This is a genomic window from Microbacterium sp. MMO-10 (assembly GCF_037148715.1).
Taxonomy (GTDB): Bacteria; Actinomycetota; Actinomycetes; order Actinomycetales; family Microbacteriaceae; genus Microbacterium.
The window spans coordinates 774,760-800,538 of record NZ_JBBCSV010000003.1; the positions used below are offsets into that span (position 1 = coordinate 774,760).

A 25,779-nucleotide genomic window follows, 5' to 3' on the forward strand; every position below is an offset into this window, starting at 1 on the left:
CTGGTCGGGGGGAGATCAGCGCGTGCTGAACTGCTCCAGGTCGGCGGCGAGGCCGTCGTAGACGACGGGCTTCGCGCGCTTCAGATACTGCGCGTAGACGATGCCGCCGATCACGGCGAGCACGAGCAGCAGCGGCAGCAGGTTGATCCAGAGCTCCTCGGATCCGGCGACGATGTTGAAGTTGAACATCGCGAGGATCGCGATCGCGGCGATGCCGAGGAAGCCGATGCCGGGGGCGATGAACGTGCTCCACCAGCGGCCGTCGCCCTTGCGGCGGAAGTAGACCACGATCGACAGCGCGGCGAGGCCCTGCAGGATCAGCACGCTGAGCGTGCCGAAGCCGAGCATCGCCGGCACGATCTGGGTGATCGGGTTGGCTCCGGCGAGGAAGAAGACCACGGCCACGATCGCGGCGAACCCGGCCTGGACGATGCCGGCGATCTGCGGAGTACCCGTCGCGCGGGTGCGGGCGAAGGCGTGCGGGAGGATCCGGGCACGGCCGAGCGCGTAGAGGTAGCGGGTGGCCGAGTTGTGGAACGCGAGCATCGCCGCGAACAGGCTCACCAGCAGCAGGATCTCCATGACGGTGGTCAGCGGGCCGCCGAGGTAGGTCTGCGCGATGGAGAAGATGAGGTCGCCGTCCGCGAGGTGGTCGACCGCGGTCTTCTGTGCCTTCGCGACGCCGATCGCGCTGACGACCGCCCAGGTGGTGACGCCGAGGATGATGCCGATCGCGGTGATCGCCGTGTAGGTGGCGCGCGGGATGGTGCGCAGCGGCTTCTTGGCCTCCTCGCTGAACAGCGCGGTCGCCTCGAAGCCGAGGAAGCCGGTCGCCGCGAGCAGCAGGCCGATGGGCAGGGATCCGGAGAACACGGCGGCCGGGCTGAACGCCTCGAAGCTGTAGCCGGTGCGGACGAGCACGGAGATGTCGAAGACGACGAGCATGCTCACCTCGAGCACCAGGCAGACGCCGAGCACCTTCGAGGAGAAGTCCACGCCGATCCGGGCGAGCACGAAGCACACGGCGATCGAGAGCAGGCCCCATACCAGCCAGTGGATGTCGAGGCCGGTGAGCTGGGCGATGATCGTCTGCATGAAGAAGCCGCTGGTGCCGATCGTGCCGACGACGAAGAAGTTGTAGCCGAGGGTCGCGATGAGACCCGCGATCATGCCGCCGGTGCGCCCGAGACCCTTGACCACGAACGCGTAGAACCCGCCGGCGTTGACGAGCTGCTTCGACATCTGCGCGTAGCCGACGGCGAAGAGCAGCAGGATCACGGCCACGAGGAAGAACGACACGGGGGCACCGCCGCCGTTGCCGAACGCGATGACCAGCGAGGCGACGACGACGATCCCGGTCAGCGGCGCGACGGCCGCGAGCACCAGGAAGACGATGCCGGCGACGCCGAGGGCGCCCTGTCTCAGGGCGGTATGGGTCTGCGGGGTGGTTTCAGCGGTCACGTCGGCTCCTTCGCTCGGTGACGGCGCGATCTTCCGGCCAGGGTGGGCTTCGCAGCGCGGACGGTGTGCTGCGGGGAAGACGGCAGTATCGGACTCTGCCGAGTCTGCCGCGGTCGGGCGCGGCGGGCTTGCCCATGAGCGAAGGACGATGGTGCCAGCGCGCACAGCCGCCTCCGCGCCCCTCGCTCGTGCCCCGCCCCGCGGAGCAGGATGGCGGAGCGGAGGCGATCTTCTCGCCCGTCTCCGGCACCGAAGGGAGCGGCGATGGAGCTGCAGCTGCAGGGCAGGACCGCCCTGGTCACCGGCGCCGCCGGGGGGATCGGCCGCGCCGTGGCGCAGGCGCTCACCGCGGAGGGCGTGCGGGTCGCGCTGCTGGACCGCTCCGCGGAGGGGCTCGCCGAGACGGCGGCGCTGTGCGCGGGATCCGTCCCGGTGGTCGCCGACGTGACCGACGAGGTCGCGGTCGACGCGGCGATGCGCGAGGCCGTGGCCTCCCTCGGCGGGCTGCACACCGTCGTGTGCTGCGCCGGGATCTCCGGTCCCGTCGGATCCGGGATCGAGGCGACGTCGCTCGCCGAATGGCAGGCGGTGTTCGCCGTGAACGTGACCGGCGCCTTCCTCGTGCTGCGGTCCGCGCTGCCGGCGCTGCGCGCGGCGCCCGCGGCCTCGGTCGTGCTCGTGGCGAGCGACTCCGCGTTCGTGGCCTCGCCCGGGATGGCGCCGTACTGCGCCTCGAAGGCGGCCCTCGTGCAGTTCGGCCGCGCGCTCAGCGTCGACCTCGCCGACGACGACGTGCGCGTCACCACGGTGTCGCCGTCGATCGTCGACACCCCGATGAGCCGCGGCGACCTCGGCGACGACGTGTTCTCGGCGCCGGCCTTCCCCGTGCAGGGGGCGGACGAGATCGCCGCCCACGTCGTCTATCTCGCCTCGCCGATCGCCCGCGCCGTGAACGGATCCGGGATCCTCAGCGATTTCGGCTACTCCGCCCGCTCCGGCTTCCCCGCCTGAACTCCCCCCGCATCCCCTTTCCACGACAGGAGAACCCATGAGCACCAACGGATCCACCGGACGCGTCGTCGTCATCACCGGCGGCGGCACCGGCATCGGCGCCGCGATCGCGGCCCGCTACGCCGCGGAGGGCGCGCACGTCGTCGTCGTCGGCCGGCGCGAGGAGCCGTTGCGCGAGGTCGAGCGCGCGGTCGGCGCGCACCCGGTGATCGCCGACGCCGCGTCGACCGAGGACGCGAAGCGCGCCGTCGCCGAGGTGCTGTCGACGTTCGGTCGCATCGACGTCCTCGTCGCGAACGCGGGCGGGCACGGCTTCGCTCCGGTGGGGGAGACCGACGACGCCGGGTGGGAGGCCGCGATCCGCGCGAACCTCACCACGGCGTTCGTGATGGCGCGCGAGGCCCTGCCCGCGCTCATCGAGGCCAAGGGGCAGATCGTGGTGATCTCCTCGCTCGCCGGGCTCTTCGCCGGGCCCTCGGTCGCCGGGTACACCGTCGGCAAGCACGCCCTGATCGGCCTCACCCGCACGCTCGCGCGCGACTACGGCAAGCACGGCGTGCGCGTGAACGCCGTCTGCCCGGGCTGGGTGCAGACGCCGATGGCCGACGAGGAGATGGACGAGTTCGCCGCCCACGCGGGCCTGGACTCCCGGGAGGAGGCGTATGCCACGGTCACCGCGGACGTGCCGCTGCACCGTGCCGCCCAGCCCGCCGAGATCGCGGCCGTGGTGCGCTTCCTCGGATCCAGCGAGTCGTCGTACATGACCGGATCCGTCCTCGTCGTCGACGGCGGCGCGCACATCGTCGACCTGCCCACGACCGCGTTCGAGCACGCGGGGATGTAGGCATCCGGGGATCCGGTTCCCCGAGACCCCGCGAATGCCGGTCCTGAGCCTCCGAGCGGCCGGATCCGCCCTCAGCGCGTCGAGGGGAGCGGATCCGGGCCGTCCGGCGGGGTCGCGGTCTGCGCCGTCTCGGTGCTCGGGATCCGCGGCTCGATCGTCGCGAGCACGGCGCGCAGCTCGGCGATCTCGGACCGCAGCGCGTCGACGTGCGCGACGGTGGCCGCCTGGCGGCTGGTGTTCTCCGCCGACACCTGCTCGACGATCCACGAGGCGAACGTCGCGCTGATGACACCGAGCAGGGCGATGCCGCTGAGCATGAGGCCGACGGCGATGACCCGTCCCTCGAGCGTGACCGGGGCCAGATCGCCGTAGCCGACCGTCGTGATGGTCGCGAACGCCCACCAGATCGCGTCGCCGAAGGTCGTGATGCTCCCGCCGCCGGCGCGCTCGGCATCGAGCACCGCGAGGGAGGCGACGTAGACGAGGAGCAGGGTCGCGCTGGTCACGTAGATGACGATCTGCCCGCGGACGGCGCGTCCCGCCGTGCGCTGCAGCACCGCCAGCAGGGTGATCACGCGCAGCACCCGCAGCGGGCGGAGCATCGGCAGCACGACGGTGGCGAGGTTGAACAGGTGCGTGAGGAACCAGTGCCAGCGCCGCGGGGCGAGCACGAGGCTCACGATGTAGTCGAGGAGGAACGTGCCCCAGGAGACCCAGAGCAGGTCTTCCAGGAATGCGCCGATCGCCCCTCGCGGATCCACGATCACCTGGATCGAGTAGGCGACGAGGAACAGCACCGACGCGACGATGAGCGGCCACTCGGTGATCCGCCGCCAGCGCTCCAACGTCATGCGCGCATCGTACGCCCGAGTCGTCCCCCTCAGCACGACCTCCGGCTCGTGCTGAGGGAGACGACTCGGGGCGCAGATAGGCTGGCGCGGTGATGCAGAGGGGGACGGCGAGGGCCAGGTGGACCGCGATCGCCATCGCGCTCGTGCTGGGCGCGCTCGCGGTCGTGGCTGTGGGGAGGGGATGGATCCCCGGCGATCCTCCCGCCGCCGTCGCCCCGTCGACGCCGGCCGCGGGATCGACGGCGGCCGGATCCGCGTCCGCACCGGCGCACGCATCGGCCGACGACCCCGTGCGCGCGCTGTTCGACGGGCACCGCAGCGGGGTCGAGGTGCAGGGCACCGGCACCGTCTCCCGGATCCTGCCTGACGACCTGGACGGCTCGCGGCATCAGAAGTTCCTGCTGACGACGCCGAGCGGCGTCTCGATCCTCATCGCGCACAACATCGACCTCGCCCCGCGCCTCGACGGCCTGGCGAAGGGCGACCGCGTCGATTTCCTCGGCGACTACGAGTGGAGCGACAAGGGCGGCACGGTGCACTGGACGCATCGGGATCCGTCCGGGCAGCACCAGGCGGGCTGGCTCCGCTGGAACGGACGCACGTTCTCCTGAGGCGGGCTGTTCGCACTCCGGCCGCGTCAGCGTTGCGCACCGAGCGCACGGCATCTTGTCGGGCGCACGGCATCGTCGCGCCAACCCGCCGTGCGCTCGGCAATACCCCATGCACTCGGCCCTGTCCCCGGGCGCTCGGATCCCGGTCCCGCGGCAGGGTCAGCCGCCCAGGTAGGCCCGGTGCAGCAGCTGCGGATCCGCCTGGAGGTCTTCGGCGGTGCCCTGGAACGACACGTGCCCGCCGGCGACGACCACGGCTTCGCGGGCGATGCCGAGCGCGAGCTGCGTGAACTGCTCCACGAGCAGCACGCCGACGCCGGACTCGGCGATCGACTGCACGATTGGCACCAGCCGCATGAACACGACGGGGGCCAGGCCGAGCGACATCTCGTCGATGAGGAGGATCTTCGGCTTCGCGGCGAAGGCGCGCGCGAGCACCACCATCTGCTGCTCGCCGCCGGAGAGCAGGGCCGTCGCGGAGTCGATGCGCTTCTCGAGCTCGGGGAAGGGGGCGAGCGCCGCCTCGAGCTCGGCGGGCGTGCGCGCGGTGAGCGACAGGTTCTCCCGCACCGTCAGCGACGGGAACACCGCCCTGCCCTGCTCGATGTGCACGATGCCCTTGCGCGCCCGCGACACCCGGGAGAGCTTGTCGATGCGCTCGCCGTCGAGGCTGAGCTCTCCGGCGGAGTGGCCGACGACCCCCGAGATCGATTCGATGAGGCTCGTCTTGCCCGCGCCGTTGGGGCCGACCAGGGCGAGCACCTCGCCGCCGCGCACCGTGAGCGAGACGTCGGAGATCACCGGTCCCGCGCCGCGGCTGACGGTGACGCCGTCCAGCACCAGTTCGCTCATGACAGCAGCTCCGTCTCTCCCATGTAGGCCTTGACGACGTCGGGGTTCGCGAGCACCTCGTCCTGCGGACCGGTGGCGAGCACCTTCCCGAAGTTCAGCACGGTGAGCACCGGGCACACCGAGCGGACGAGGTCGAGGTCGTGCTCGATGATGATGAGCGCCACGCCGAACCGCTGCGGCAGCTCCCGCAGCCGTGCCGCGAGCGCGAGGTGCTCGTCGTGCGAGAGGCCCGCGGCGGGCTCGTCGAGGATCAGCAGCCGGGGGCTGGAGAGCAGGGCCGCGGCCACCTCGACGAGGCGCCGGGTGCCGACGTCCATGCTCGACAGCCGCGCCCGTGCGGGCGGGCAGCCGAAGAACGCGAGCGTCTCCTCGATGTCCGCCGCGGACAGCCGCCGCCGGGCGACGAAGCGCACGTACCCGCCCACCGTGAGCAGCGGGGGGACGCGGTCCTGCTGGAACGTGCGGCGCAGGCCCAGCCGCGCGCGACGCGTGGGGGAGAGGCCGGCGAGGTCGCGCCCGCCCAGCAGCACCCGTCCGCCGTGCTTCGGCAGGAACCCGCTGATCGCGTCGACGAAGGTCGACTTGCCGGCGCCGTTCGGCCCGATGAGGCCCATGATCGAGGCCTCCGGCACGGAGAACGACACGTCGTCGAGCGCCTTCAGCGCGCCGAACTCCACCGTCAGGTGCTCCACGGTCAGCACGGGCTCGCCGCTCAGCAGAGCGGGATCCACCGTGGCGGTGGTCGTGGTGCGGATCTGCTCGGCGTCGTCCGCCGCATCCGGCGGTAGCGCGGTGAGCGCGGCGTTGGCCGTGCGGCGATCCTGCCGCTTCCAGAGCAGGTTGCGGATGCCCTGGCCCAGGCTCGTGCCGCTCGTGAGGGCCTGCACGCCCAGCACGCCGAAGATCACGAAGCCCCAGTCCTGCGGGATGTGCCAGCGCTTGAGCAGCTCCGGCACGAGCACCCAGAGGATGCCGCCGAACACCGCCATGTCGATGAGGTGCGCGCCGCTCATGATCGCCAGCACGTACAGCGCGAGCGACTGCAGCGGCGTGAAGCTCGCCGCGAAGGGCAGCTGCACCTGACCGGCCAGCAGGCCTCCGGCGACCCCGCCGAGAGCGGCGGACACGGCGAACGCGGTGAGCTTGGCGGCCTGCACGCTCTGCCCGGCGGCGGCGGTGCCGCGCTCGGAGAAGGCGACGGCCTTCCAGCTCGCGCCCCACCGGCTGCGCTGCAGGAAGAACACGATCAGCGCGCACACGACGAGCACGATGATCGACAGGAAGAAGAACTTCTTGTCGTTCGAGAACATCGCGGGGCGGTCGATCGAGATGGCCTGGGCGGATCCCGGGAACTGGATCTGCACGAGCGTGACGTCCGCCGCGGCGGCGAAGCCCAGGGTGACGACGGCGAGGTTGACGCCCCGCAGACGCAGGGCGGGCAGGCCGACCAGGATCCCGGCGACGCCGGCGACGAGGGCCCCGAGCACGAGCCACACGATGAAGCCGCCGGGGGCGTGCCAGATGTTCATGAGCGCCACGATCCAGGCGCCGATCGCGGCGAAGGTGAGCTGGCACAGCGCGATCATCCCCGCGGATCCGGTGACGACCCCGAGGCCCATGATCGCGATGGCCGCGATGACCGCGCTGATCGCGAGGTAGACGAAGTAGCCCGGGAGGGCGTTGGAGAGCAGGAGCCCGACGAGGATCGCGAGCGCGCCGACGACGAACGGCCAGACGATGCGGACGACCGGCTTCTGCAGCAGCGGAACGGACGGACGGGCGGGCGAGAGCGGCTCAGCGTGCGGCATCCCACACCTCCTTGCGCTGGGTCCACAGCAGCAGGACCACGATGAACAGGAACGGGAGGAAGTTGCGCACGAGCGAGATCTCGTTGATCTGCGCGACGAGTCCCCCCAGCACGCCGAGCACCAGGCCGCCGACGACGGTGAGGTCGAGGCGCTTGAAGCCCCCGAGCAGGGCGGCGGCCGCGGCCGGGATGATGAGCAGCGACAGGCTCGTCGCGTCGTTGGACTGCGAGGGGGCGACGATCACGATCGCGATCGCGCTGATCACGCCGGTCACGAACCACACCGCGATCGACAGCGGACGGGAGCGGATCCCCAGCAGCTCGGCGGTGGTGGGGCGCTCGGAGAGCGCGCGCAGCTGCGTGCCGATCCGCGTGCGGGTGAGCAGGAAGTGCACCCCGACGGCGACGACGACGGCCATGCCGACCGTCCACACGGTCACCTGGCTGATCACGACCCCGCCGATCGAGAACGCCGGGCCCGCGATGATCGGCGTGAAGGGCTGCGGCTTGTTGCCGAACAGGATGAAGGAAAGCGAGATCAGCAGCAGCAGCGGCCCCACTGTCATCGCGGAACGGGTGGTGGTGGACGCCTCGGACAGCCAGGTCGCGGCGATCCAGCCGATCGCGGCGGCGAGCACGCCGCCGATCAGCACCCCCAGCACGGATCCGATCCACACGGGCATGCCCGCCTTGGTGACCAGCCACACGGCGCAGAAGCCGCCGAACATGCCGGTCGCCGCCTGGGCGAAGTTGACGACCCGGACCAGCCGGGCCATGAGGGTCAGGCAGACCCCGAGCACGGCGTACAGGCCGCCGGCCGCGAGCCCTGACAGGGCGCCTTCGATCATCGTGGTTCCTTCGTTCTGAGCCGGGTCGTCGAGCGGGGTTCTCCGGGGTCGTTCAGCCGGTTCTCCCCGGCGTTGAGCGGGTTCTCCCCGGGGGCGTTGAGCGAGGACGCCGAAGGCGACCGAGACGAAACGCGGTGCCGTGCCGGTGACCGCGTCTCGTCTCGCGCCGGCTCCGCCGGTGCTCGACGCCCCCGGGGAAGTCCGCTCAACGCCCCCGGAGGTGGATCACTTCTTGGGGATCCGGTACCAGTCGTCGGCGACCTTCTCCCAGGCGTGGGTGCCGCTCTTGAGCTCGATCGGCCAGCCCGCGGTGGGGATCGTGCCGAACTTGTACGGGTCGCCGATCATCTTGTTGTCGACGGCCGGCATGCTCTTGATCGCCTCGGAGACGGATTCGCGGGTGATGTCGCCCTTGACCGACTTCAGCGCCTCGATGAAGTAGGTCGCAGCCAGGTAGCCTCCCTGGCTGAACGAGGTGAGCGGGATCTTGTTCTTCGTCATCAGGTCGCGCCAGTCCTTGTTCACGGCGTTCTCATCCGTGAACGGGTAGAACTCGGCCGGGACGTAGATGCCCGCGCCGGCGTCGTCGATCGCCTTGGCGAAGTTCTCGCTGTAGACGCTGGTCAGGTAGAGCCAGGTGACGTCGTTCCAGCCCTGGGCGTTGGCGGCCTTGACCTGGCCGATCGCGTCCGGCTCGACCGGGTTGATCGCGAGGGCCTTGCAGCCGGCCTGCTTCGCCTTGACGATGTAGGGCGTGTAGTCGCTCGCGCCGTAGGGCACGGTGTCGTCGACGTAGAGCGGCTTCTTGCCGGTGATCTGGGTCCACTTGTCGATCGCGGCCTGATAGGTCGGACGCGTGGAGCCGGCGATCTCGAGCAGCACGCAGATGTTGTCGAGCTTGAGCTGCTCGGATCCGTAGAGCAGCGTGAGCGTCATGTCGTTGTACGGTCCGACGTTGGCCGGGGAGATGTTCTTGCTGTCGAAGCAGCCGGTGTCGACGCCGATGCCGGGGATCGAGAGGATCCCCTCCTGCTCGTAGTACTTCTTGTTCAGGTCGCACTCGATGAGGCTCGCGGAGCCGATCATCGCGACGGCGTTGTCGGATCCGACGATCTCGCGGGCGTTCGCGGTCGCGGTGGCCGGGTCGCCCTTGTCGTCCAGCGCCTTGTAGTCGATCTTGCGGCCGTTGAGGCCGCCGTCGGCGTTGAACTTGTCGAACACGGCCTTCGCGGCCTGGGACGCCTCCGGGAAGGTCGCGGGGCCGGAGATGGTGTTGACGGACCCGACGACGATCGGGTCGGACGAGCCGGATCCGGATCCGCCGTCGCCGGAGCAGCCGGCCAGGGCCAGCATGCCCGCGGCGAGCAGCGCTGCTGCGGCGGTGATGCGCTTGTTCATGTGATTCCTGTCTTCTCGGGTGCGGGACGGATCCCGCGGTGTGGTGCAGGTCTGGGCGGGACGGAGGTCAGTCGCGCAGCGCGCGGGCCACCATCTCGGTGTCGGTGAACTGCTCGAAGGCGACGACCTCGCCGTTCTCGAGCCGCCACACGTGCGCGACGCGGGCCGCGAAGAACCGGCCGGTGCGCTTGTACGTGCCGGAGTAGGTGCCGATGCCGATCACGGTGTCGCCGCCATCGACGACCTCGTCCACGGCGAGGGTGTAGTCGTCCCAGTCGTCCTGGATGCGGGCGAACACATTCGCGGCCACGGCGTCGGGGCCGACGTAGGTGCCGGCGTAGGGGAAGCCCGCCGCCTCGGTCCAGCGCACATCGGCGGCGAGCGGCGCGAGCATGCCGTCGAGGTCGCCGCGATCGCTCGCGTCGTAGTGGGTGCGGATGATGTCGGCGTTGCTCATGGCGGGGCTCCTCGAGGTCGGGGTCGACGGACGCCGCTCGACCGCCGTGCGGCGGTCTCCCGGTGCCGGGCGGTTCAGACGGGCTGCGCGTCGGGGTAGGACACCGAGCCGAGCGGGTAGATGTGGCCTCCGGCGCGGGAGTGCTCCGCCGCCCCCTCGCCGTTGAGGCCGAGGAAGATCCCGGTGGTCATCAGCTGATAGCCGAGATCGTGCAGCCAGACGCTCGCGACCGCGATCCTGAACTCGCGGAAGCAGAACAGGTAGAGCCCGTCGGCGAACTTCCAGACCGTGGAGAGGTCCATGTCGCCGTGCCCGCGCTGCACGCCCTCGAGGCACTGCCAGGCGTAGCGCTGGCTGGAGACGTAGACGTGCTCGTACAGGTGGTACGGGCTGTAGCGGTAGACGTTGCGCTTGCCGATGAGGTCGCGGCTCGGCCCCGGCTGCTCCCCGGTCGGCGCGCCGCCGTCGGTCGTCGCGGCCCAGAACTCCTGCGCGACCTGCGGGGTGCCCTCCACGGCCTCCGCCGCGATGCGGGAGCGGATCACGGTCGCGCGGTGCGAGGTGGTGGAGTAGACGACGGTGAGCGCCTCGCGCTCGCGCGAGACGAGCGGGAGGTTCACGAAGACGACGTCGTCGCGCACGGCGACCGCGTCGTAGGGATCCGTGCCGGACGCGCCGAGCCCGGACCAGTCGACCGTGCCGGCGCCGAAGTCGAGGCTCAGCGACGATCCGTCGTCCAGCGTGAGCACGAGCGCCGTGCCGGCCAGGTCGGTGTTCGGCAGGCGGAAGGTGTCGATCCCCGCGGCGAACTCGTCATAGGTGCGCCACTCGTCGAGCGCGGGATCGGCAACGGTCACTTCATCGGACACTCGGGGACTCCTTCGACCCTGACCCCGCCGGACTACGGGGCGTGGAACCATGCTGTTCCGGGCCAGGATCCCGCTCAACGGTCCGCGTCCGATCGCGCGCCGAGAGTCAACCGGCGTGCCCCCACGGGCAAGTGCCGGGGAGGCGCCGTCGCGGGGCGTGCGGATCCGCCGGGGGAACCGCGGGGGGAACCGCCGGGGGAACCGCGAGACCGAACCTGTCACCCGAAACCGCGGGAACAGAGCGCGGTCTCGGGACGCAAGTTCGGTCTCGCGGTGGGGCGGGCAGGCGGACGGGGCGGGCTCGCGGACGGACGGTCCCGCAGACGGGCGGGCGCGCGGGTGGGGGCACGCGGACGGGCAGACGGACGGACGGGCAGGCGGACGGGCCGCGCGCCCAGCGGCGTCAGTGCGTGGAGCGGTACTCGCTGGGGGAGACGCCGTAGGCGGTCTTGAAGGCGCGGCTGAAGTGCGCGGCGTCGACGAAGCCCCAGCGGGCGGCGATCGCGGCGACGGGACGGTCGGCGAGCACCGGATCCAGCAGATCCCTGCGGCACTGCTCGAGCCGGCGGGTGCGGATCCACGTCGACACGGTCGTGCCCTGCTCCTGGAACAGGCCGTGCAGATGCCGGGTCGAGATGAAGTGCGCGCTCGCGATCGACGCGGGGCCGAGATCGGTCGACGCGAGGTTGCGGTCGATGTGCCCGCGGATGCGCTGCATGAGCGCGCGATGCGGGTCGGCGGCGGACTCGTCGAGCCCGAGCTCCCGGGTGAACACGGTCGAGACGAGGTCGAGGGCGCTGTGCGCGAGGCGGGCGCCGGTCGCGCCCGCGAGCTGGTCGAGGTTCGTGGCGAGCTGGCGCAGGTACGGCACCACCATGCCGCCGAGCCCCTCCTGGCCGGAGATCCGCACGGCGGTGAGCTGGCCCACCATCTCCGGCGGCAGGCTCAGCAGGTGCTTCGGGAACATGACCACCATGGTGCGGAAGTCCTCGTCGAACACCAGGGAATAGGGGCGGTCGGTGTCGTAGACGGCGAGGTCGCCGGGGGTCAGCACGGCCTCGCGGTCGTCTTGGATGAGGAGCCCGGTGCCGGCGAGCATCAGGCTCACCTTGAAGTACGAGCGGTCGCCCCGCGCGATGAGCTCGGGAGTGCGCTCGACGACGTGGCGGGAGGCGCGGAGGTCGGTGACGTGCACCTCGTCGACGGCGGCCCCGCGGATCAGGCCGCGGAAGGGCGCGGGCCCCTCGCCGCTGACCTGCAGCGGCACGAACGAGTCGGAGACGGCCGAGCGGAACTCGCTGATGTTGCGCGCGACGAGCGTCGAGACGGACTCTGCGGGAGCGACGGGAGCTGCGGCCACGACTGATCACCTCGGGAAGATGCAGGGGTGGATCGACGACTTTGTATACGATCCGTTGAGGCACTCTACCACCGCGGACGGGGCGACGGGGAGGATCCGGCGATCGCCCGCAGGAGCCGGCTCACCGCGAGACCGCATCCGCATCCGCATCGCGAGACAGCGCGATCGTGCTGCCGTCTCGCGACGCGGATGCGGTCTCGCAACCGAGATGCCTTCTCGCGGTGAGGCCCGAAGGGCGGTGACCGCGCTACTCGACGAGCTTGCCGGCCGTGTCCACGTCGCGGATCAGGGCATCGATCTCCGCCGGGATCGGCGGGATCTCCTCGCGCACGACGCCGGTGGACGGCGACCAGACGAGATTGACCTGCAGCGCCGGATCCATCCCGGGGTAGTCGCTGCGGTTGTGGCAGCCGCGGGTCTCGCGCCGCTCCAGGGCGGCCGCCAGCGTCGCCCGGGCGGCCAGCGCCGAGGAGCGCAGATCGAAGGCGTGCGCCAGATCCTGGAACCCGGCGATGTCGGGGTGGATCCCGATCCGGGTCATCCTCTCCTCGATCGCGTCGAGCTCGGCGAGGCCGGTGCGCAGGCCCTCCTCGTCGCGGACGACGCCCGCGTGCGCGGTCATGGTGTCGCGGATCGCGCGCTGCAGGGCGCGCACGTTCTCCGGGCCGTCGGCCGCCAGCAGGTCGTCGAGCTCGGCCCTGGCCCGCCGCACCGCCTCCGTCGAGCGGCGCTGCGCGTCGAGCCCGTAGGCGTGCGCGACGGCGGCGCGGCCCGTGATCCGCCCGAACACGAGCAGCTCGATGAGGGAGTTGCCGCCGAGCCGGTTCGCACCGTGCAGACCGGAGGAGGCCTCGCCGATCGCATAGAGCCCGTCCACATCGGTGCGGTGGTCCTCCGGGCGCACCCAGACTCCGCCCATCGAGTAGTGTGCGGTCGGCGCGATCTCGATCGGGTCCTTCGTGATGTCGAGCATCTGCAGTTCGAGGAGCGTCTGGTACACGCGGGGCAGGCGGGTCATGATCGTCTCGCGGGGCAGGTGCGAGACGTCCAGCCAGACGCCGCCGTTCGGGGTGCCGCGGCCCTCCGCGATCTCGGTGTACGCCGCCAGCGCCACACGGTCGCGGGTGGACAGTTCCATCCGCTCCGGGTCGTAGCGCTGCATGAACCGCTCGCCGAGCGCGTTGCGCAGGATGCCGCCCTCGCCGCGTGCGGCCTCGGAGACGAGCGTGCCGGCCTCGCTCTCCGGCTCGATGATGCCGGAGGGGTGGAACTGCACGAGCTCGGGGTCGCGGATCCGCCCGCCCGCCTCGACCGCGAGGCGGAAGGAGTCGCCGGTGTTCTCGTCGCGGCGGGACGAGGTGCGCCGCCAGATGCGGTTGTGCCCGCCCGCGGCGAGGATCACGGCGTCGGCGTGGATGAGGTACCGGGTTCCGTCGATGAGGTCGAAGCCGTACGCGCCGAAGATCCGCGGGACCGTGCCGCCGTCCGGGCCCTCGACCTCGTCGACCAGCAGGCGCGTGATGTAGACGGTGTCGAGGATCGGGATCTCGAGCTGCTCGGCGCGGCCGGTGAGGGCTCGCTGGATCTCCAGGCCCGTGTAGTCGCCGGCGAACGCGGTGCGACGGAAGGTGTGCGCGCCGAAGAAGCGCTGCGAGATGCGGCCGTCGTCCTCGCGGGCGAAGCCCATGCCGTAGCGCTCGAGGTCGCGGATGCCCTCCTCGGCTCCCCGGGTGACGATCTCGACCGTGCGCGGGTCGGCGAGGAAGTAGCTCTCCTTGAGGGTGTCCGCCGCATGCTGCTGCCAGCTGTCCTGCGGATCCATGGTGCCGAGGGCGGCGTTGATGCCGCCCGCGGCGAGCGAGGTGTGCGCGTCGTGGCGCGGGCGCTTGCCGACGGCCAGCACGTCGACGCCCTGCTCGGCGATCTCGATGGCCGCGCGCAGGCCGGATCCGCCGGTGCCGATCACGAGCACGGTGGTGGCGACGAGGCGTTCGCGAGGGGGGTTCTCAGTCATGGGTTCCACGCTAGGAATCCGCCGACGATTACTCCAATGCATAATTCCGCTGGACTGAATGCCTCTAGGCTGTGGCCATGAACCTCGAGCAGCTCCGCGGATTCGTCGAGATCGCCCGGCTCGGCAACTTCACCCGTGCCGCCGAGGAGCTGCATCTCGCGCAGCCCTCCCTGAGCCGGCAGATCTCCACCCTGGAGCGCGAGCTCGGATCCGAGCTGTTCCATCGCGCGCGCGGGCACATCTCGCTCACGGCCGCGGGAGAGGTGCTGCTGCCCTACGCGCGGCGCATGCTCGCGGATGCCGCGTCGGTGCGGCGGGAGATGGCCGAGATCGCGGGCCTGCGCCGGGGGCGGGTGCGCCTGGGCGCGCCGCCGTCGCTGTGCGCGAGCATCGTGCCCGAGGTCGTCGGCGCCTTCCGCGCCGCGCACCCCGGGATCGAGCTGGAGCTCACGGAGCGCGGCTCGCGCGGGCTCGTCGCGGCGCTCGCCGAGGGGGCGCTGGATCTCGCGCTGCTCGCATCCTCCGACGCGGCGGCGGCCTCGCCGGTGAGTCTCAGCCGTACGCCGCTGCTCGAGGAGGATCTCGTGGTGATCTCATCCGCCGCGCAGTCGCCGGTGAGCCACGGTCAGGCGATCGCGCTCGCCGCCGTGGCGGATCTGCCGCTCATCGCGTTCCCGCGCAGCTACGAGCTGCGCGCCGCGACCGATGCGGCCTTCGCCGCCGCCGCGCTCGCGCCCGAGGTCGTCGTGGAAGGCCCCGAGATGGACACCGTACTGCGCTTCGTCGAGCGCGGAGTGGGCGTCGCCGTGGTGCCCGCCATGGTCGCACTCGACCGGCCGGGACTCCGCGCGGTGCCCCTCGCCTCGCCGAAGCTGACGCGCACCGTGAGCCTGGCGCACCGGGCCGACATGGCGCCGACGCGCGCCGCCGCGGCCCTCCGCGACACGATCATCGCCACCGCCGACGCGCTCGTGGGATCCGGCGGCTTCGTCGCGAAGGCGGTCTGAGCCCCGCGCGGGTCAGGATCCGGAGAGCACGTCCCCGAGGACGCCCGCCGCCTCGGGGAAGCGCTCCGGGCCCTCGCCGGAGTAGGTGAGGCGCACGAACGCGCCGGACGGCTCGGCGGGGAACCACTCCGACCCGGGCGCGAGCACGACCCCGCGCGCGGCGCACTCCCGCACGACCAGCCCGTGCTGAGCATCCTCTGGGCCGGGATCCTGCTGCGCGAGCAGCTCGGCTGGGCGACGATCCTCGGCGGATGCGCCGTCATCCTGTGCGCCGCGCTCGCCGTGCGCACGCGGCTCCGCGGGAGCGCCTGACGGGTCCCGTCCCGAGGAGCGATGCGCGTCCTTCCGCGGTCGTTCCGCGGATCGGCATCGCTCCTCGAAACCGCTGCCGAGGGCTCAGTGCCCGCAGGTGCAGGCCTCGCCGCCGCCGCAGCAGGCGGATCCGGATCCGGCCGCGGCGTGCGCCTGCGACGACTCGGGCACGTCCATGCCGGGGTTCTGGTCGAGGAACCCGTAGGGGCGGAACGCGAAGCCGGCGGTGTCGACCGGCATGATCGGCCAGTCCTCCGGGCGGGGGAAGTGCGTGAGCCCGAAGGTGTGCCAGAGCACGAGGTCGGCGCCGTCCGGGCCGTCCAGCGGGGCGTCGTCCGCGGAGTACGCGGGCAGGCCCGCACCGCCCTGGTGCGCGTTCGGGTAGCGGCCGGCCGGCCAGATCTCCCCCTCGCGGTAGGCGGTGGCCCAGAGGTGCCTGGTCGCGAACGCGGCGCGCGCGGCGACGGAGGAGGCCGGATCCGCCATGAGCAGCGCGGTGGGCTGCGGCACGAGCTGGTAGGCGGTCGCGCGCCCCACGGCGTTGGTGTGCGAGGCGCTCTGGACCTCCCAGACCCGGGCCACGGAGGTGTCGGCGTCGCGCTGCGCGGCGGACTCGGATCCGAGGACCGTCTCGGTCCAGCTGAAGGCGTTGCCGAACGGGTTCTCCGGCCCCATCGGCACGCGCTGCGCGTCGACCTCGAGGAGGCGGTTGTCGTTGCCGTCGATCGCGACGTCCAGTCGCGCGGAGAAGAGGTGCTGGTGCACGGGCGCGAACACGCCGGGGGCGAGCTCGGTGGCATGACGCTGCGGGACGCCCGGCTCGCCGGCGCCCACGAACACGATGCCCGTGGCCTTCGCCACGACCTCGATCGTGCCGTCCAGGCCGAAGTTCCAGTAGAACCCGTAGTCGTAGTTGCCGATCGTGGAGAAGTAGGAGACGACGAAGCGGCGCGCGCGGCGCACGTCCGAGCGGCCCTCGAGGTTCGTGTGCTTCCAGAGGATCCCGGTGTCCTCCTCGTGCATGCAGACGACGTTGGGGATCCGGACCGGGTGGCCCCGGTCGTCGGCGACGTAGCCGTCCAGGTAGCGGATGACGCCCAGACAGTCGCAGCCGAGCTCTAGGTGGTTCGCGTTCTTGCCGAGCAGGTACTCGCCGGCGTCGAAGTAGCTGATCCAGAAGCGCCCCGGTGCGGTGTCGCCGTAGGGGACGACCATCTCGGGCACGCTTGCGCGGTTCAGCACCGGGCGCCCGTCGAAGGTCACGTCGTGCAGCACGAGGCCCTCGCGGGCGTTGAAGCTCACCCGCATCGACCAGTTCTCCCACTCCACGAGGGATCCGGTCACGGAGAAGCTCGGCCCCTCCGGCTGGACGATCTCGATCGGCTTGAGCGAGCTGCGGGCCTCGCCCTGCACCTCGGGGTAGTAGTTGCCGTGGCCGGCGGGCACGGGGACGTCGCCGACGTCCTCGACGCGGATCACGCTGTTCGCCGTGAGGTCGATGTGCACGATGAGCCCCTCGACCGGATGCGCCCAGGGGGAGTCGAGCTCGTCGTAGCGCAGGAACGTGAGCGAGCGGATCACGCGCCGCCCGACCTCGTCGGCGCGGCCGGTGTAGCCCGGGGCGAGGGGGCCGCAGAAGGCGAGGTCGATGTGCTCGGCGAGCCCGCGGCGCTCCATCGCGGCGCGCCACTCGGGGGAGGCCTTGGCGATGGCCTCGGCGCGCTCGTACTCCTCGAACAGGTACTGGGGCTGGCCGTACGGCGGGGCGTCGTTGGGCACGCGGTCGGCGCGCAGCACCTCGCCGCGCGTGATCGAGACCACGACCTCGGTCGCGACCCCGGTCGCCGTGTCGAGCAGGGTGGCGTCGACGCGGCGGTCGATCGGGGCGCCGGGACCCCAGGCGGCGAGCTCGGCCCGCGTCGGCTCGTCCGGCAGCAGCATGGGCACGCGCACCGTGTCGCCGAGCAGGCCCGCGGACACGAGGATCGCGCGGGCGGCGGCGATCTCGGGCCCCGTGAGGGGATCCAGCGGGTGCGGCGTCGGGATGGCGTCGAGCGTGATCGGCTGCGGGGCGTGGTGGGACATCGTCGACCTCTGCGGTTTAGTTGAGCGACTGCTCAAGAAACGGGTTGGGTCGATGATAGGCCGCGCGAGGGTGCGGGCGCAATGGCCGGATCCGCGGGGCGGCGCTCCCTGTGCTCGGGCGTGGGCTGTCGGCTGTGCTCGATGGCGCGGCTCGCACAACTCAGGCTGGAGTCTGCCGAGGCTGCGGCGCAGTGCCGAGATGTCGCGGGAGGGGCGCGTACGGGCGGACGCCTGGCCTGAATTGTGCGAGCGCCACGTCTGGCTCGGGGCGGAGGGAGTGCCAGCCTGAGTCGCGGTCACCGGTCGCGTCGCCGTCACCGGCCGGGGGCGCCGGTCGCCGGTCGCCGGCCGGGGCGCCGGGGTCAGGCGCGCCAGGGGGACAGGATCGCCGCGAGCACGCGCAGGTGCGCGGCGGGGTCGGCCGGCTCGGCGACCTCGACGATCTGCTGCCCGTAGGTGATCGCACGGAGGAGCGCGAGCACGTCGTCGAGCGGGGTGTCCCTGCGCAGCTCGCCGTCGGCGACCGCCTCCTCGAGCGCCTCGGCGGTCTCGGTGCGCCAGAGCGGGATGGTCGCCATCGAGGCGTCCGCGGCGGGGGCGAGCGAGGCGAGGCGTCCCCAGAACCCCACGACGACGTGCGCCTCGGTGCGGGTCACCGCGTCGACCGGCAGCACCTCGCGCATGATCGCGTCCAGTCGCGCGAGCCCGCGCAGGCCCTCGGTCGCGGCGCGGATCCGGTCCTCGGTGCGGCGGGTGACCTCGGCGGCCGCGGCGCGGATCACGTCGTCGAAGCCGTCGAAGTAGTGCCACAGGGATCCGACGGCGACGCCCAGCTCGCGCGCAACGGCGCGGGAGCTCACCCCGTCGTGGCCGTCCCGCGCGGCGACGGCGAGGAGCGCAGCGGCGATGTCGCGCCGGCGCGCGTCGTGGTCGACGACTCTGGGCATGCGTCCATCCTGGCCCAGTCCGGGGCGGGGTGCGGCGGATCCGCTCCCGCGCGGGGCCGAGTCGTGCGCGACGATACGGTTCCTCCCCGGGGTATTGTTTTTGAGCGAGCGATCAAGAACACTGTGGGCATGCTCCATGCGGCGGTGTTGCTGCTGATGATCGGATCCGCGATCACGGCCGCCGCCTGCTGTCTCGCGGCGGGCGGCGTGATGCCCCGCGCGGTGCCCTGGCAGGCGCGGCAGAGCGCGGTGGTGATGGCGCTCGGGATGATCGCCCTCTGCGCCGGCGAGGGCGACGCCCGTGTTCTCCTGCTGATCGCGGTCGCGGGGATCGCATCGGCCATGCTCGGCGTCGTCGGCACGCGCGGACGCCCGCACGCCGACGCCTGCTTCCACCGCGCGCTCGGCTGCGTCGTGATGGCGGTGTGCGCGCTCGCGATGCTCGGTGCGCGATCCGGGGCGCCGGATCCCGCACCCGCCGGCTTCGGCCATGCGGGGCACGGCGCGGTCGTGCCGATGTCCGTGGCGGCGGCGATCGGCGTCGCGGCGCTGCTGGGACTGATGGTCCTCGCCCGGGTGCGCCACCGTGGCGACGTCGGGAGCCCCCTCGCGGGGAGCCCCGTCTCGGGAAGCGCCGCCTCGGAGGGCGTCGCGGTGGGGAGCGCCCTGGTGCGGCTCCGCGGAGTGCCGCGTGGGCGGATCCTGCTCGAGGCGGAGGGTGCGGCGATGGCGGTCTCGCTCGTCGTGATGGCGGTGATGGTCCTGGCGCCCTGATCGGCGGGGCGCGCCGGTCGGGCTTTCCGGGTATCGTTCGGATCCCGTACATTCTGGTGCATGACCTTTTCCGGCACCGCCGCGATCGACCTCGGCAAATCGAAGTGCCGGGCCCGGCTCTCGATCGACGGCACCCGGACGCACCGCGAAGGCGGGGGAGCCCCCGGACTCGCCGCGCGCGACGGCGTCGCCCTCGCCTTGGCATCGATCCTGCCGCTGCTGGCCGATGCGCGTCCGGAGCGGATCGGCGTCGGCGCGGCCGGCGCGATGTACGCGATCGCGGAGGCCGAGGCCCTCGCCGGCGCGCTCGCGGATGACCGCGGCGCCCCGTGCGCCGTCACCTCCGACGTGGTCACCGCGCACGCCGGCGCGCTCGACGGCGAGGCGGGCGTGCTGCTCATCGCCGGCACGGGCGCCGTCGCCCTGGGCATCACCGCGGACGCGCACCGCATGGTGGACGGCTGGGGTCCCGACCTGGGCGACCTCGGCAGCGGATCCTGGCTCGGCCGCGAGGGCGTACGTGCCGTGCTCCGCGCCCGCGACGGGCTGGGGCCGGCGACCGTGCTGACCGATGTGCTGACCCTGCTCATCGGAGACGGCGCCTCCCCGATCGCCTGGGTGGGCGGGGCCGCCGCACCGGCCCGGCTGCTGGCCACCTTCGCCCCGGCGGTGCTCGACGCCGCCGATCAGGGCGACGCCGCCGCGCAGGCGATCCGCGACGAGGCAGCCCGCCTGCTGACCGAGACCGCGCTCGCCGCGTCCGGGGGATCCTCCGTGGTCGCCCTGCACGGCGGGCTGACCTCGCACGACGGCTTCCGTGCCGCGGTGACGTCGGCCCTCGGCGCGCGCGGACTCGAGACCCTTCCCGCCCGAGGCGATGCGCTGGACGGCGCCGCTATGATCGCCGAGGGGCGCGCCCCTCTTCACGAAAGGTTCGTGCACCGTGTCGGATGAGAGCAAGCCGGGAGAGAACCCGAACGACGACGCGCGTCTCGCCGCGCTGATCGGCGAACTGTCCCATCTGTCGACCGAGCAGGCCGACACCGCGCGGGGCGACCTGGACCTGCTGCCGACGCCCGAGCTCGTGCGCGCGATGAACGCCGAGGACCGGCGCGTTCCGGAGGCGGTCGCCGCGCAGGCGGAGCATATCGCCGAGGCCGTCGACGGCATCACCGAGCGCTTCCGCCGCGGGGGTCGCCTGGTGTACATCGGCGCGGGCACCGCAGGGCGGGTCGGGGTCCTCGACGCCTCGGAGTGCCCGCCCACCTTCGGCACGGATCCGGGCATGGTCGTCGGCCTCATCGCCGGCGGGGAGGGCGCGATCCGCAGCGCCGTGGAGGACGCGGAGGACGACGACCGCGCCGCCGCCGAGTCGCTGCGCGCGCTCGGACTGGGCGAGAACGACACGGTCGTCGGGATCTCCGCCTCGGGGCGCACCCCCTATGTGCTCGGCGGACTCGCCTATGCGCGCGAGGTCGGCGCGCTGACCGTCGCGATCGCCGCCAACGCCGGATCCGCCATCGGCGCCGCCGCCGATGTGCCGATCGAGGTCGTCGTCGGGCCGGAGTTCGTGACCGGATCCACCCGGCTCAAGGCCGGCACGGCGCAGAAGCTCGTCGTGAACATGCTCTCGACCCTGTCGATGATCCGCCTCGGCAAGACCTATCGCGGCGTCATGGTCGATCTGCAGGCGACGAACGAGAAGCTCCGCGCGCGGTCGGTGCGCACGCTCATCCAGCTCACCGGCGCCGCCCAGGGCGACGCCGTGCGTGCGCTCGCCGAGGCGGGCGGATCGGTCAAGCTCGCCCTGCTCATGCTCTTCACCGGCGCCTCCGCCGAGGCCGCGGCCCCGGCGCTCGCCGGCGCCGGTGGAGTGCTCCGCGACGCGATCGCCGCGCTGTCCTGAGGCCGCCCCGCGACCGGTGCGTGGCGCGGCCGGATCCGCTCCCGTCGCAGAAGATGTCGTTCCGGATGACGGAGAGCGACGACTTCTGCGACGGGAGCAGTGCGGAGCAGCGCCGGTGCGCGCGGCTCAGCCGGCGGCCGGGCGTACGGCGAACCAGGCGATGGCGGCTGCGACGAGGGCGGCCGAGGCCATCGTCACGCCCATCGTGACCGCGTTCGCCCCGCCGGCCATCACGGCGAGCGGCGACAGCAGCGGGCCGACGAGGAACGTCGACATCCCGAGCAGGGCGGACGCGGTGCCGGCCCGGGCGCCGTGGTGCGCGAGCGCCAGCGTCGACGAGTTCGGCCCGCCGAGCCCGACGCACAGCATGAACCCCACGAGCGCTGCGGCGAAGCCCCACACCCCGATGCCGAGCAGGGCGACGACGGCGAGCACGACGGTCGCGATCGCCGTCGTCGTGGTCCCGGCCAGGTAGACGCGCAGCGGGCTCGAGCGCCGCACGATCAGCCGGCTGAGCTGGGTGCCGGCGATGTTCGCGAGCGCCCCCAGCGCGAAGGCGAGGCTGAAGCCCTGCGGATCCAGGCCGAACTCGTCCTGGAGCACGAACGACGACAGCGACAGGTAGGTGAAGAAGGCGACGCCGCCGCCTGCCCCGGCGCACAGCACGGCGACGAACAACCGGTCCCTGAGCACGGCGCCCGTGTGCGATCGCAGCGTGTGGAGCCCTCCCGGATGGCGGTCGGCGCGGTCCAGGGTCTCCGGCAGGGCGAACACGACCACGAGCAGCAGGGCCACCCCGATGGCCGCGAGCACGCCGAAGATGCCCCGCCAGTCCATGATCCTGGCCAGCTGGCCGCCGACCACGGGCGCGATCACCGGAGCGGATCCGGAGACGAGGAACAGCAGGGACAGCATGCGGCTGAGCTCGGCGCCGTCGAACTGGTCGCGGGCGATCGCGAGGCAGATGACGATGCCCGCGGATCCGGCCAGCCCCTGGAGGAACCGCGCGACGAGCAGCACCTCGATGTTCGGGGCGAGCGCGCACATCAGCGAAAGCACCGCGAAGGCCGCGACGCCCACGAGGAGCGGACGACGGCGCCCGAACCGGTCGCTGAGCGGCCCGGCGGCGAGCTGGCCGAGCCCGAGCCCGATCATGCATGCCGACATCGTGGCCTGGGCGAGGGCGTCGCTCGTGCCGAGCGCGGCGGAGAGCTGGGGCAGCTGCGGCAGGTACAGATCCATCGACAGCGGGCCGAACGCCTCCAGCATGCCGAGCACGAGCATCGCCCGCAGCGTGCTCATGCGCGGGCGCGCCTGCACACCGCTCATCCGTCGAGCCGCAGCACGCGGCGCAGCCAGCTCTCCCGCGCGGCGTTCGCGGCGACCGAGACCACGGCGTCGGGGGAGAAGCCGTGGAAGCCGTGGTATCCGCCGGCCCAGACGTGCAGTTCGGCCTGTCCGCCGGTGGCCCAGATCCGGGACGCGTAGTCGACGGCCTCGTCGCGGAACGTCTCCGCGGCCCCCACCTCGATGTACGCCGGGGGGAGGTCCGCGAGGTCGGTCGCGCGGGCCGGCGCCGTGTACGGCGACACCCGGTCGGTGAAACGGTCGTCGCCCGCGATCGCGGTCCAGGCGGTGTCGTTGTTGTTGCGGTCCCAGGCGCCGATGCCGTCGTACTGCCGCGCGGACACGGTCTCGTTGCGGTCGTCGAGCATCGGGCAGCCGAGCAGCTGGCCGGCGAGCCGCGGGCCCTGGCGGTCGCGCGCGAGGAGGGCCACCGCGGCGGAGAGGCCGCCGCCCGCGCTCTGCCCCGAGGCGATGATGCGCTCGGGGTCGATCCCGAGCTCGTCGGAGTGCGCGGCCATCCACAGGAGCGCCGCGTAGCAGTCCTCCGCCTGGGCGGGACCGGGGTGCTCCGGGGCGAGGCGGTACTCCACCGCCACGCCCACCACGCCGTGCCGCTCGGCGAGGTCGATGAGCTCGGGCGTGCCGAAGAAGCGGGTGCCGAGCACCATGCCGCCGCCGTGGATCGACAGCACCGCGGGGGCCGGATCCGCAGCGGCGGCCGTGGGGCGCACGATCGTGATCTCGACGGCGGGGGCGCCGGCGGGACCGGGGATCGTGCGGTCCTCGAAGGTCACGGCCCTGCCCTCGGCCTGCGCCGCCATCGGGGGGATGATCGTCGCGAAGTGCGCGCGGTTGGCGAGGATCGTGTCGGCGCGCAGCGGGATGATCTCGACGAGGTCGAGGAACGCCGCGAGCCCGTCGACGAGCTCGGGGTCGTAGGGCACGGGCGCGACGGATCCGATCGCGGTCTCGTTCGCGGCCATCATGCGCCCCAGATCCGGCGCAGCCAGCTGGCCCGCGCGGCCAGCGCCGCCCGGGAGATCTCGGCATCGGGCATGTACATGTCGAAGCCGTGCGCGCCGCCGCCCCAGACGTGCAGCTCGGCCTGTCCGCCCGTGGCCCAGATCCGCAGAGCGTACTGGGTGTCCTCGTCGCGGAACATCTCGGCCTCGCCGACCTCGATGAACGCCGGGGCGAGGCGCGAGAGGTCGGCGGCATGGGCCGGCGCGGCGTAGCCCGAGGCATCGGGGCTGAACGCCAGGTCGTCGCCGAGCAGGCACGACCAGGCGAGCAGGTTCGCCTCCCGCTGCCACGTGCCGATGCCGTCGTACTGCAGGCTCGACACCGTGGTGTTCGTGTTGTCGAGCATGGGGCAGAGCAGCAGCTGGCCGGCCAGCGCGGGTCCCTGCCGGTCCCGGGCGAGCAGCGCCACCCCGGCGGCGAGGCAGCCGCCCGCGCTGCCGCCGCCGACGATGATCCGGTCGGCGTCGACGCCGAGCTCGGCGGCGTGGTCGTGCAGCCAGAGCAGCGCCGCGTAACAGTCCTCGAGCCCGGCCGGGGAGGGGTGCTCCGGCGCGAGCCGGTACTCGACGTTGACCGCGACCACGCCGTGCTCCTCGACGATGTCGACCACGCGGCCGGTCTCCCAGCTGCGGTGCCCGACGATCTGTCCGCCGCCGTGGATGTTGACGAACCCGGGACGGGCGGATCCGGCCGTGCCGCGCGGACGGAAGATCGTGACCTCGATGCCGGGCGCTCCCGCCGGACCGGGGATCACGCGGTCCTCCCAGTCGATCGCGCGCCCGGCGATCACCGTGTCGTTGTCGGGGAACATCGCGTCCGTGCCCTCGCGGGGGAGCGTGTCCCGGGTGAGCGCGGGCTGCGGGTTCTGCGCGATCGCGTCGAGCACGATCTGCACCTCGGGGTCGAACGGGACGGGGGTCACGGTCGGGTAGCCGGCGGCGGTGACGGTCATGCGGGGATGCCTTTCAGGTTGTGCGGAAGGTTCTGGCCGAGCAGGGCGACGTCAGGGGCCTTCGGGGTCGACGATGTCGCGATCGGCCCAGAACGGCTCGACGAGGCGGCGCAGCTCGGCGGCGCCGACGCGATCGACGAGGGCGGCGGCATCGAGGTTCGCGCGCAGCTGCGCGATGCTCGACGCGCCGAAGAGGGTCGTGACGAGGGCGGGGTGCGTGAGGGTGAACGCGATGCCCAGCTGCGCCGGGGTCGCGTCGAGCGACTCCGCGAGCGCCGTGAAGGCGGGCACGTCGTCGATGATGCGCTGCCGGATGTCGCCCGGATCCCGCCCGATCTGCCGGTCGCCGTTCACCTTGCCGGCGAGCACGCCGCCCTCCAGGCAGTCCGAGGCCTGCAGCGTCAGCCCCTGCTCCCAGAGGCGGGCGAACGGCGCCCCGTCGGGGATGGAGCGGCGCGAGACGCTGTACTTCAGCTGGGCGATCTGCGGGCCGGGGACGCCCTCGGCGGTCGCGATGTCGATGAGCCGCTGGATAGATCCGGCCGACCAGTTGTTCACGCCCCAGGCGCGGATCAGGCCCTCGTCGGTGAGCCGGGCGAGATCGAGCACGAGGTCGCCCAGCTCCAGGTCGTCCCGGCGCAGGTCGCCGAGGATCACCAGATCCGCGTGCTCGGCCCCGACGCGGAACAGGGCGTTCTCGAGCTGGGGGCGGAAGCCGTCCGCGCCGAACGCCTCCAGCCACAGCTTCGACGAGAGCAGCCATTCGTCGCGTCGCAGGCCCGCCGCCCGCACCATCGCGCTGAAGATGACGTCGGTGAAGGCGGGCGGCATGCCGGGCCCCGTGTACACGCCGACGTCGAAGAGGTTCACGCCGCGGTCGACGGCCTCGCGGAGCATGGCGGTGGCGTCGCCGAAGTCCATGCGGTCGTAGGTGTGCCAGGAGCCGAGCGAGAACAGCGACGCGCGGATACCGCTCGTGCCGATCTCGCGCCGAGCCATCTCCGGTCGATGCGGTGTCGTGGTCTCTGCGTTCATGGTCGCGG

Annotated in this window: 25 protein-coding genes; 8 read left to right on the forward strand and 17 right to left on the reverse strand. The window is 72.4% G+C overall.

The window, feature by feature from the left end; genetic code table 11:
- Positions 1-15: 15 nt before the first annotated feature.
- A complete protein-coding gene (locus WFJ17_RS12385; RefSeq protein WP_336648578.1) occupies positions 16-1,461 on the reverse strand; it encodes an APC family permease in 1,446 nt (481 codons plus the stop codon).
- Positions 1,462-1,725: 264 nt separating this feature from the next.
- Here WFJ17_RS12385 and WFJ17_RS12390 point away from each other — a divergent pair, with 264 nt between their 5' ends.
- Both WFJ17_RS12390 and WFJ17_RS12395 read left to right on the forward strand, forming a co-directional pair.
- A complete protein-coding gene (locus WFJ17_RS12390; RefSeq protein ID WP_336648579.1) occupies positions 1,726-2,472 on the forward strand; it encodes an SDR family NAD(P)-dependent oxidoreductase in 747 nt (248 codons plus the stop codon).
- A gap of 37 nt (positions 2,473-2,509) precedes the next feature.
- The gene (locus WFJ17_RS12395; RefSeq protein WP_251438548.1) at positions 2,510-3,316 is read left to right on the forward strand and encodes an SDR family NAD(P)-dependent oxidoreductase; all 807 of its coding nucleotides are present in this window, start codon (positions 2,510-2,512) and stop codon (positions 3,314-3,316) included.
- A 71-nt stretch (positions 3,317-3,387) separates the two neighbouring features.
- On the opposite strand, the gene WFJ17_RS12400 is transcribed toward WFJ17_RS12395, so the two are convergent.
- Positions 3,388-4,167 (reverse strand): potassium channel family protein, encoded by a 780-nt coding sequence (locus tag WFJ17_RS12400; protein WP_336648580.1) that lies wholly within the window; start codon positions 4,165-4,167, stop codon positions 3,388-3,390.
- A 92-nt stretch (positions 4,168-4,259) separates the two neighbouring features.
- Between WFJ17_RS12400 and WFJ17_RS12405 the strand changes: the two genes are divergently transcribed.
- Positions 4,260-4,778 (forward strand): DUF3465 domain-containing protein, encoded by a 519-nt coding sequence (locus WFJ17_RS12405; protein ID WP_336648610.1) that lies wholly within the window; start codon positions 4,260-4,262, stop codon positions 4,776-4,778.
- A 159-nt stretch (positions 4,779-4,937) separates the two neighbouring features.
- Here WFJ17_RS12405 and WFJ17_RS12410 read toward each other — a convergent pair whose 3' ends face one another.
- From WFJ17_RS12410 to WFJ17_RS12445, 8 genes are all read right to left on the reverse strand, one after another.
- Positions 4,938-5,630 (reverse strand): ABC transporter ATP-binding protein, encoded by a 693-nt coding sequence (locus WFJ17_RS12410; protein WP_251438545.1) that lies wholly within the window; start codon positions 5,628-5,630, stop codon positions 4,938-4,940.
- On the reverse strand, positions 5,627-7,438 hold the full coding sequence (locus tag WFJ17_RS12415; RefSeq protein ID WP_336648581.1) for a branched-chain amino acid ABC transporter ATP-binding protein/permease: 1,812 nt from the start codon (positions 7,436-7,438) through the stop codon (positions 5,627-5,629). Before WFJ17_RS12415 ends, WFJ17_RS12410 begins: the two co-directional genes overlap by 4 nt.
- On the reverse strand, positions 7,425-8,285 hold the full coding sequence (locus tag WFJ17_RS12420) for a branched-chain amino acid ABC transporter permease (RefSeq protein WP_292881769.1): 861 nt from the start codon (positions 8,283-8,285) through the stop codon (positions 7,425-7,427). Before WFJ17_RS12420 ends, WFJ17_RS12415 begins: the two co-directional genes overlap by 14 nt.
- A gap of 225 nt (positions 8,286-8,510) precedes the next feature.
- Complete coding sequence (locus WFJ17_RS12425) at positions 8,511-9,683, reverse strand: ABC transporter substrate-binding protein (RefSeq protein ID WP_292881766.1); 1,173 nt, start codon at positions 9,681-9,683, stop codon at positions 8,511-8,513.
- A 67-nt stretch (positions 9,684-9,750) separates the two neighbouring features.
- The gene (locus WFJ17_RS12430; protein WP_251438541.1) at positions 9,751-10,140 is read right to left on the reverse strand and encodes a nuclear transport factor 2 family protein; all 390 of its coding nucleotides are present in this window, start codon (positions 10,138-10,140) and stop codon (positions 9,751-9,753) included.
- A gap of 74 nt (positions 10,141-10,214) precedes the next feature.
- Positions 10,215-11,009: a MoaF C-terminal domain-containing protein gene (locus WFJ17_RS12435; protein WP_251438540.1), complete on the reverse strand. Its 795-nt coding sequence runs from the start codon at positions 11,007-11,009 to the stop codon at positions 10,215-10,217.
- A gap of 403 nt (positions 11,010-11,412) precedes the next feature.
- The gene (locus WFJ17_RS12440) at positions 11,413-12,369 is read right to left on the reverse strand and encodes a helix-turn-helix domain-containing protein (protein WP_251438539.1); all 957 of its coding nucleotides are present in this window, start codon (positions 12,367-12,369) and stop codon (positions 11,413-11,415) included.
- Between the two features lie 247 nt (positions 12,370-12,616).
- Entirely contained in the window at positions 12,617-14,383 is a 1,767-nt protein-coding gene (locus tag WFJ17_RS12445; RefSeq protein WP_251438538.1) for an FAD-binding protein, read from the reverse strand.
- A 77-nt stretch (positions 14,384-14,460) separates the two neighbouring features.
- Here WFJ17_RS12445 and WFJ17_RS12450 point away from each other — a divergent pair, with 77 nt between their 5' ends.
- Positions 14,461-15,390 carry a LysR family transcriptional regulator gene (locus tag WFJ17_RS12450; protein WP_251438537.1) on the forward strand — a complete coding sequence of 310 codons (930 nt, stop codon included), beginning with the start codon at positions 14,461-14,463 and terminating at the stop codon, positions 15,388-15,390.
- A gap of 12 nt (positions 15,391-15,402) precedes the next feature.
- Here the strand turns inward: WFJ17_RS12450 and WFJ17_RS12455 are convergent, their stop codons facing one another.
- Entirely contained in the window at positions 15,403-15,564 is a 162-nt protein-coding gene (locus WFJ17_RS12455; protein ID WP_336648582.1) for a hypothetical protein, read from the reverse strand.
- 9 nt (positions 15,565-15,573) lie between these two features.
- Between WFJ17_RS12455 and WFJ17_RS12460 the strand changes: the two genes are divergently transcribed.
- Positions 15,574-15,702 (forward strand): hypothetical protein, encoded by a 129-nt coding sequence (locus WFJ17_RS12460; protein WP_442927982.1) that lies wholly within the window; start codon positions 15,574-15,576, stop codon positions 15,700-15,702.
- 84 nt (positions 15,703-15,786) lie between these two features.
- On the opposite strand, the gene WFJ17_RS12465 is transcribed toward WFJ17_RS12460, so the two are convergent.
- Together WFJ17_RS12465 and WFJ17_RS12470 are read right to left on the reverse strand one after the other, a co-directional pair.
- Positions 15,787-17,787 (reverse strand): primary-amine oxidase, encoded by a 2,001-nt coding sequence (locus tag WFJ17_RS12465; protein WP_336648583.1) that lies wholly within the window; start codon positions 17,785-17,787, stop codon positions 15,787-15,789.
- 362 nt (positions 17,788-18,149) lie between these two features.
- Positions 18,150-18,734, reverse strand: coding sequence for a TetR/AcrR family transcriptional regulator (locus WFJ17_RS12470; protein WP_292881745.1), 585 nt, complete (start codon positions 18,732-18,734; stop codon positions 18,150-18,152).
- Between the two features lie 129 nt (positions 18,735-18,863).
- Here WFJ17_RS12470 and WFJ17_RS12475 point away from each other — a divergent pair, with 129 nt between their 5' ends.
- The 3 genes from WFJ17_RS12475 to murQ are packed head-to-tail and all read left to right on the forward strand — an operon-like array spanning position 18,864 to position 21,414.
- The gene (locus WFJ17_RS12475; RefSeq protein WP_251438534.1) at positions 18,864-19,508 is read left to right on the forward strand and encodes a hypothetical protein; all 645 of its coding nucleotides are present in this window, start codon (positions 18,864-18,866) and stop codon (positions 19,506-19,508) included.
- A 60-nt stretch (positions 19,509-19,568) separates the two neighbouring features.
- Complete coding sequence (locus tag WFJ17_RS12480; protein ID WP_251438533.1) at positions 19,569-20,462, forward strand: N-acetylglucosamine kinase; 894 nt, start codon at positions 19,569-19,571, stop codon at positions 20,460-20,462.
- The gene (murQ, locus tag WFJ17_RS12485) at positions 20,452-21,414 is read left to right on the forward strand and encodes an N-acetylmuramic acid 6-phosphate etherase (protein WP_336648584.1); all 963 of its coding nucleotides are present in this window, start codon (positions 20,452-20,454) and stop codon (positions 21,412-21,414) included. Before WFJ17_RS12480 ends, murQ begins: the two co-directional genes overlap by 11 nt.
- A gap of 126 nt (positions 21,415-21,540) precedes the next feature.
- Here murQ and WFJ17_RS12490 read toward each other — a convergent pair whose 3' ends face one another.
- Genes WFJ17_RS12490 through WFJ17_RS12505 form a run of 4 tightly spaced genes read right to left on the reverse strand, consistent with a single transcriptional unit; the run spans position 21,541 to position 25,771 of the window.
- Positions 21,541-22,743, reverse strand: a complete 1,203-nt coding sequence (locus WFJ17_RS12490) for a multidrug effflux MFS transporter (protein WP_336648585.1) — start codon at positions 22,741-22,743, stop codon at positions 21,541-21,543.
- Positions 22,740-23,744: an alpha/beta hydrolase gene (locus tag WFJ17_RS12495; RefSeq protein ID WP_442927985.1), complete on the reverse strand. Its 1,005-nt coding sequence runs from the start codon at positions 23,742-23,744 to the stop codon at positions 22,740-22,742. The genes WFJ17_RS12490 and WFJ17_RS12495 overlap by 4 nt, the downstream gene beginning before the upstream one ends.
- Positions 23,744-24,736 carry an alpha/beta hydrolase gene (locus tag WFJ17_RS12500; protein ID WP_336648587.1) on the reverse strand — a complete coding sequence of 331 codons (993 nt, stop codon included), beginning with the start codon at positions 24,734-24,736 and terminating at the stop codon, positions 23,744-23,746. The genes WFJ17_RS12495 and WFJ17_RS12500 overlap by 1 nt, the downstream gene beginning before the upstream one ends.
- Before the next feature lie 51 nt (positions 24,737-24,787).
- A complete protein-coding gene (locus WFJ17_RS12505; protein ID WP_251438528.1) occupies positions 24,788-25,771 on the reverse strand; it encodes an aldo/keto reductase in 984 nt (327 codons plus the stop codon).
- Between the last annotated feature and the right edge of the window lie 8 nt (positions 25,772-25,779).

Coding starts and splice junctions, on each gene's coding strand:
- WFJ17_RS12390 (WP_336648579.1), top strand. CDS start 1,726: ATGGAGCTGCAGCTGCAGGGCAGGACCGCCCTGGTCACCGGCGCCGCC.
- WFJ17_RS12395 (WP_251438548.1), top strand. CDS start 2,510: ATGAGCACCAACGGATCCACCGGACGCGTCGTCGTCATCACCGGCGGC.
- WFJ17_RS12400 (WP_336648580.1), bottom strand. CDS start 4,167: ATGACGTTGGAGCGCTGGCGGCGGATCACCGAGTGGCCGCTCATCGTC.
- WFJ17_RS12405 (WP_336648610.1), top strand. CDS start 4,260: ATGCAGAGGGGGACGGCGAGGGCCAGGTGGACCGCGATCGCCATCGCG.
- WFJ17_RS12410 (WP_251438545.1), bottom strand. CDS start 5,630: ATGAGCGAACTGGTGCTGGACGGCGTCACCGTCAGCCGCGGCGCGGGA.
- WFJ17_RS12415 (WP_336648581.1), bottom strand. CDS start 7,438: ATGCCGCACGCTGAGCCGCTCTCGCCCGCCCGTCCGTCCGTTCCGCTG.
- WFJ17_RS12420 (WP_292881769.1), bottom strand. CDS start 8,285: ATGATCGAAGGCGCCCTGTCAGGGCTCGCGGCCGGCGGCCTGTACGCC.
- WFJ17_RS12425 (WP_292881766.1), bottom strand. CDS start 9,683: ATGAACAAGCGCATCACCGCCGCAGCAGCGCTGCTCGCCGCGGGCATG.
- WFJ17_RS12430 (WP_251438541.1), bottom strand. CDS start 10,140: ATGAGCAACGCCGACATCATCCGCACCCACTACGACGCGAGCGATCGC.
- WFJ17_RS12445 (WP_251438538.1), bottom strand. CDS start 14,383: ATGACTGAGAACCCCCCTCGCGAACGCCTCGTCGCCACCACCGTGCTC.
- WFJ17_RS12450 (WP_251438537.1), top strand. CDS start 14,461: ATGAACCTCGAGCAGCTCCGCGGATTCGTCGAGATCGCCCGGCTCGGC.
- WFJ17_RS12465 (WP_336648583.1), bottom strand. CDS start 17,787: ATGTCCCACCACGCCCCGCAGCCGATCACGCTCGACGCCATCCCGACG.
- WFJ17_RS12470 (WP_292881745.1), bottom strand. CDS start 18,734: ATGCCCAGAGTCGTCGACCACGACGCGCGCCGGCGCGACATCGCCGCT.
- WFJ17_RS12475 (WP_251438534.1), top strand. CDS start 18,864: ATGCTCCATGCGGCGGTGTTGCTGCTGATGATCGGATCCGCGATCACG.
- WFJ17_RS12480 (WP_251438533.1), top strand. CDS start 19,569: ATGACCTTTTCCGGCACCGCCGCGATCGACCTCGGCAAATCGAAGTGC.
- WFJ17_RS12490 (WP_336648585.1), bottom strand. CDS start 22,743: ATGAGCGGTGTGCAGGCGCGCCCGCGCATGAGCACGCTGCGGGCGATG.
- WFJ17_RS12495 (WP_442927985.1), bottom strand. CDS start 23,744: ATGGCCGCGAACGAGACCGCGATCGGATCCGTCGCGCCCGTGCCCTAC.
- WFJ17_RS12500 (WP_336648587.1), bottom strand. CDS start 24,736: ATGACCGTCACCGCCGCCGGCTACCCGACCGTGACCCCCGTCCCGTTC.
- WFJ17_RS12505 (WP_251438528.1), bottom strand. CDS start 25,771: ATGAACGCAGAGACCACGACACCGCATCGACCGGAGATGGCTCGGCGC.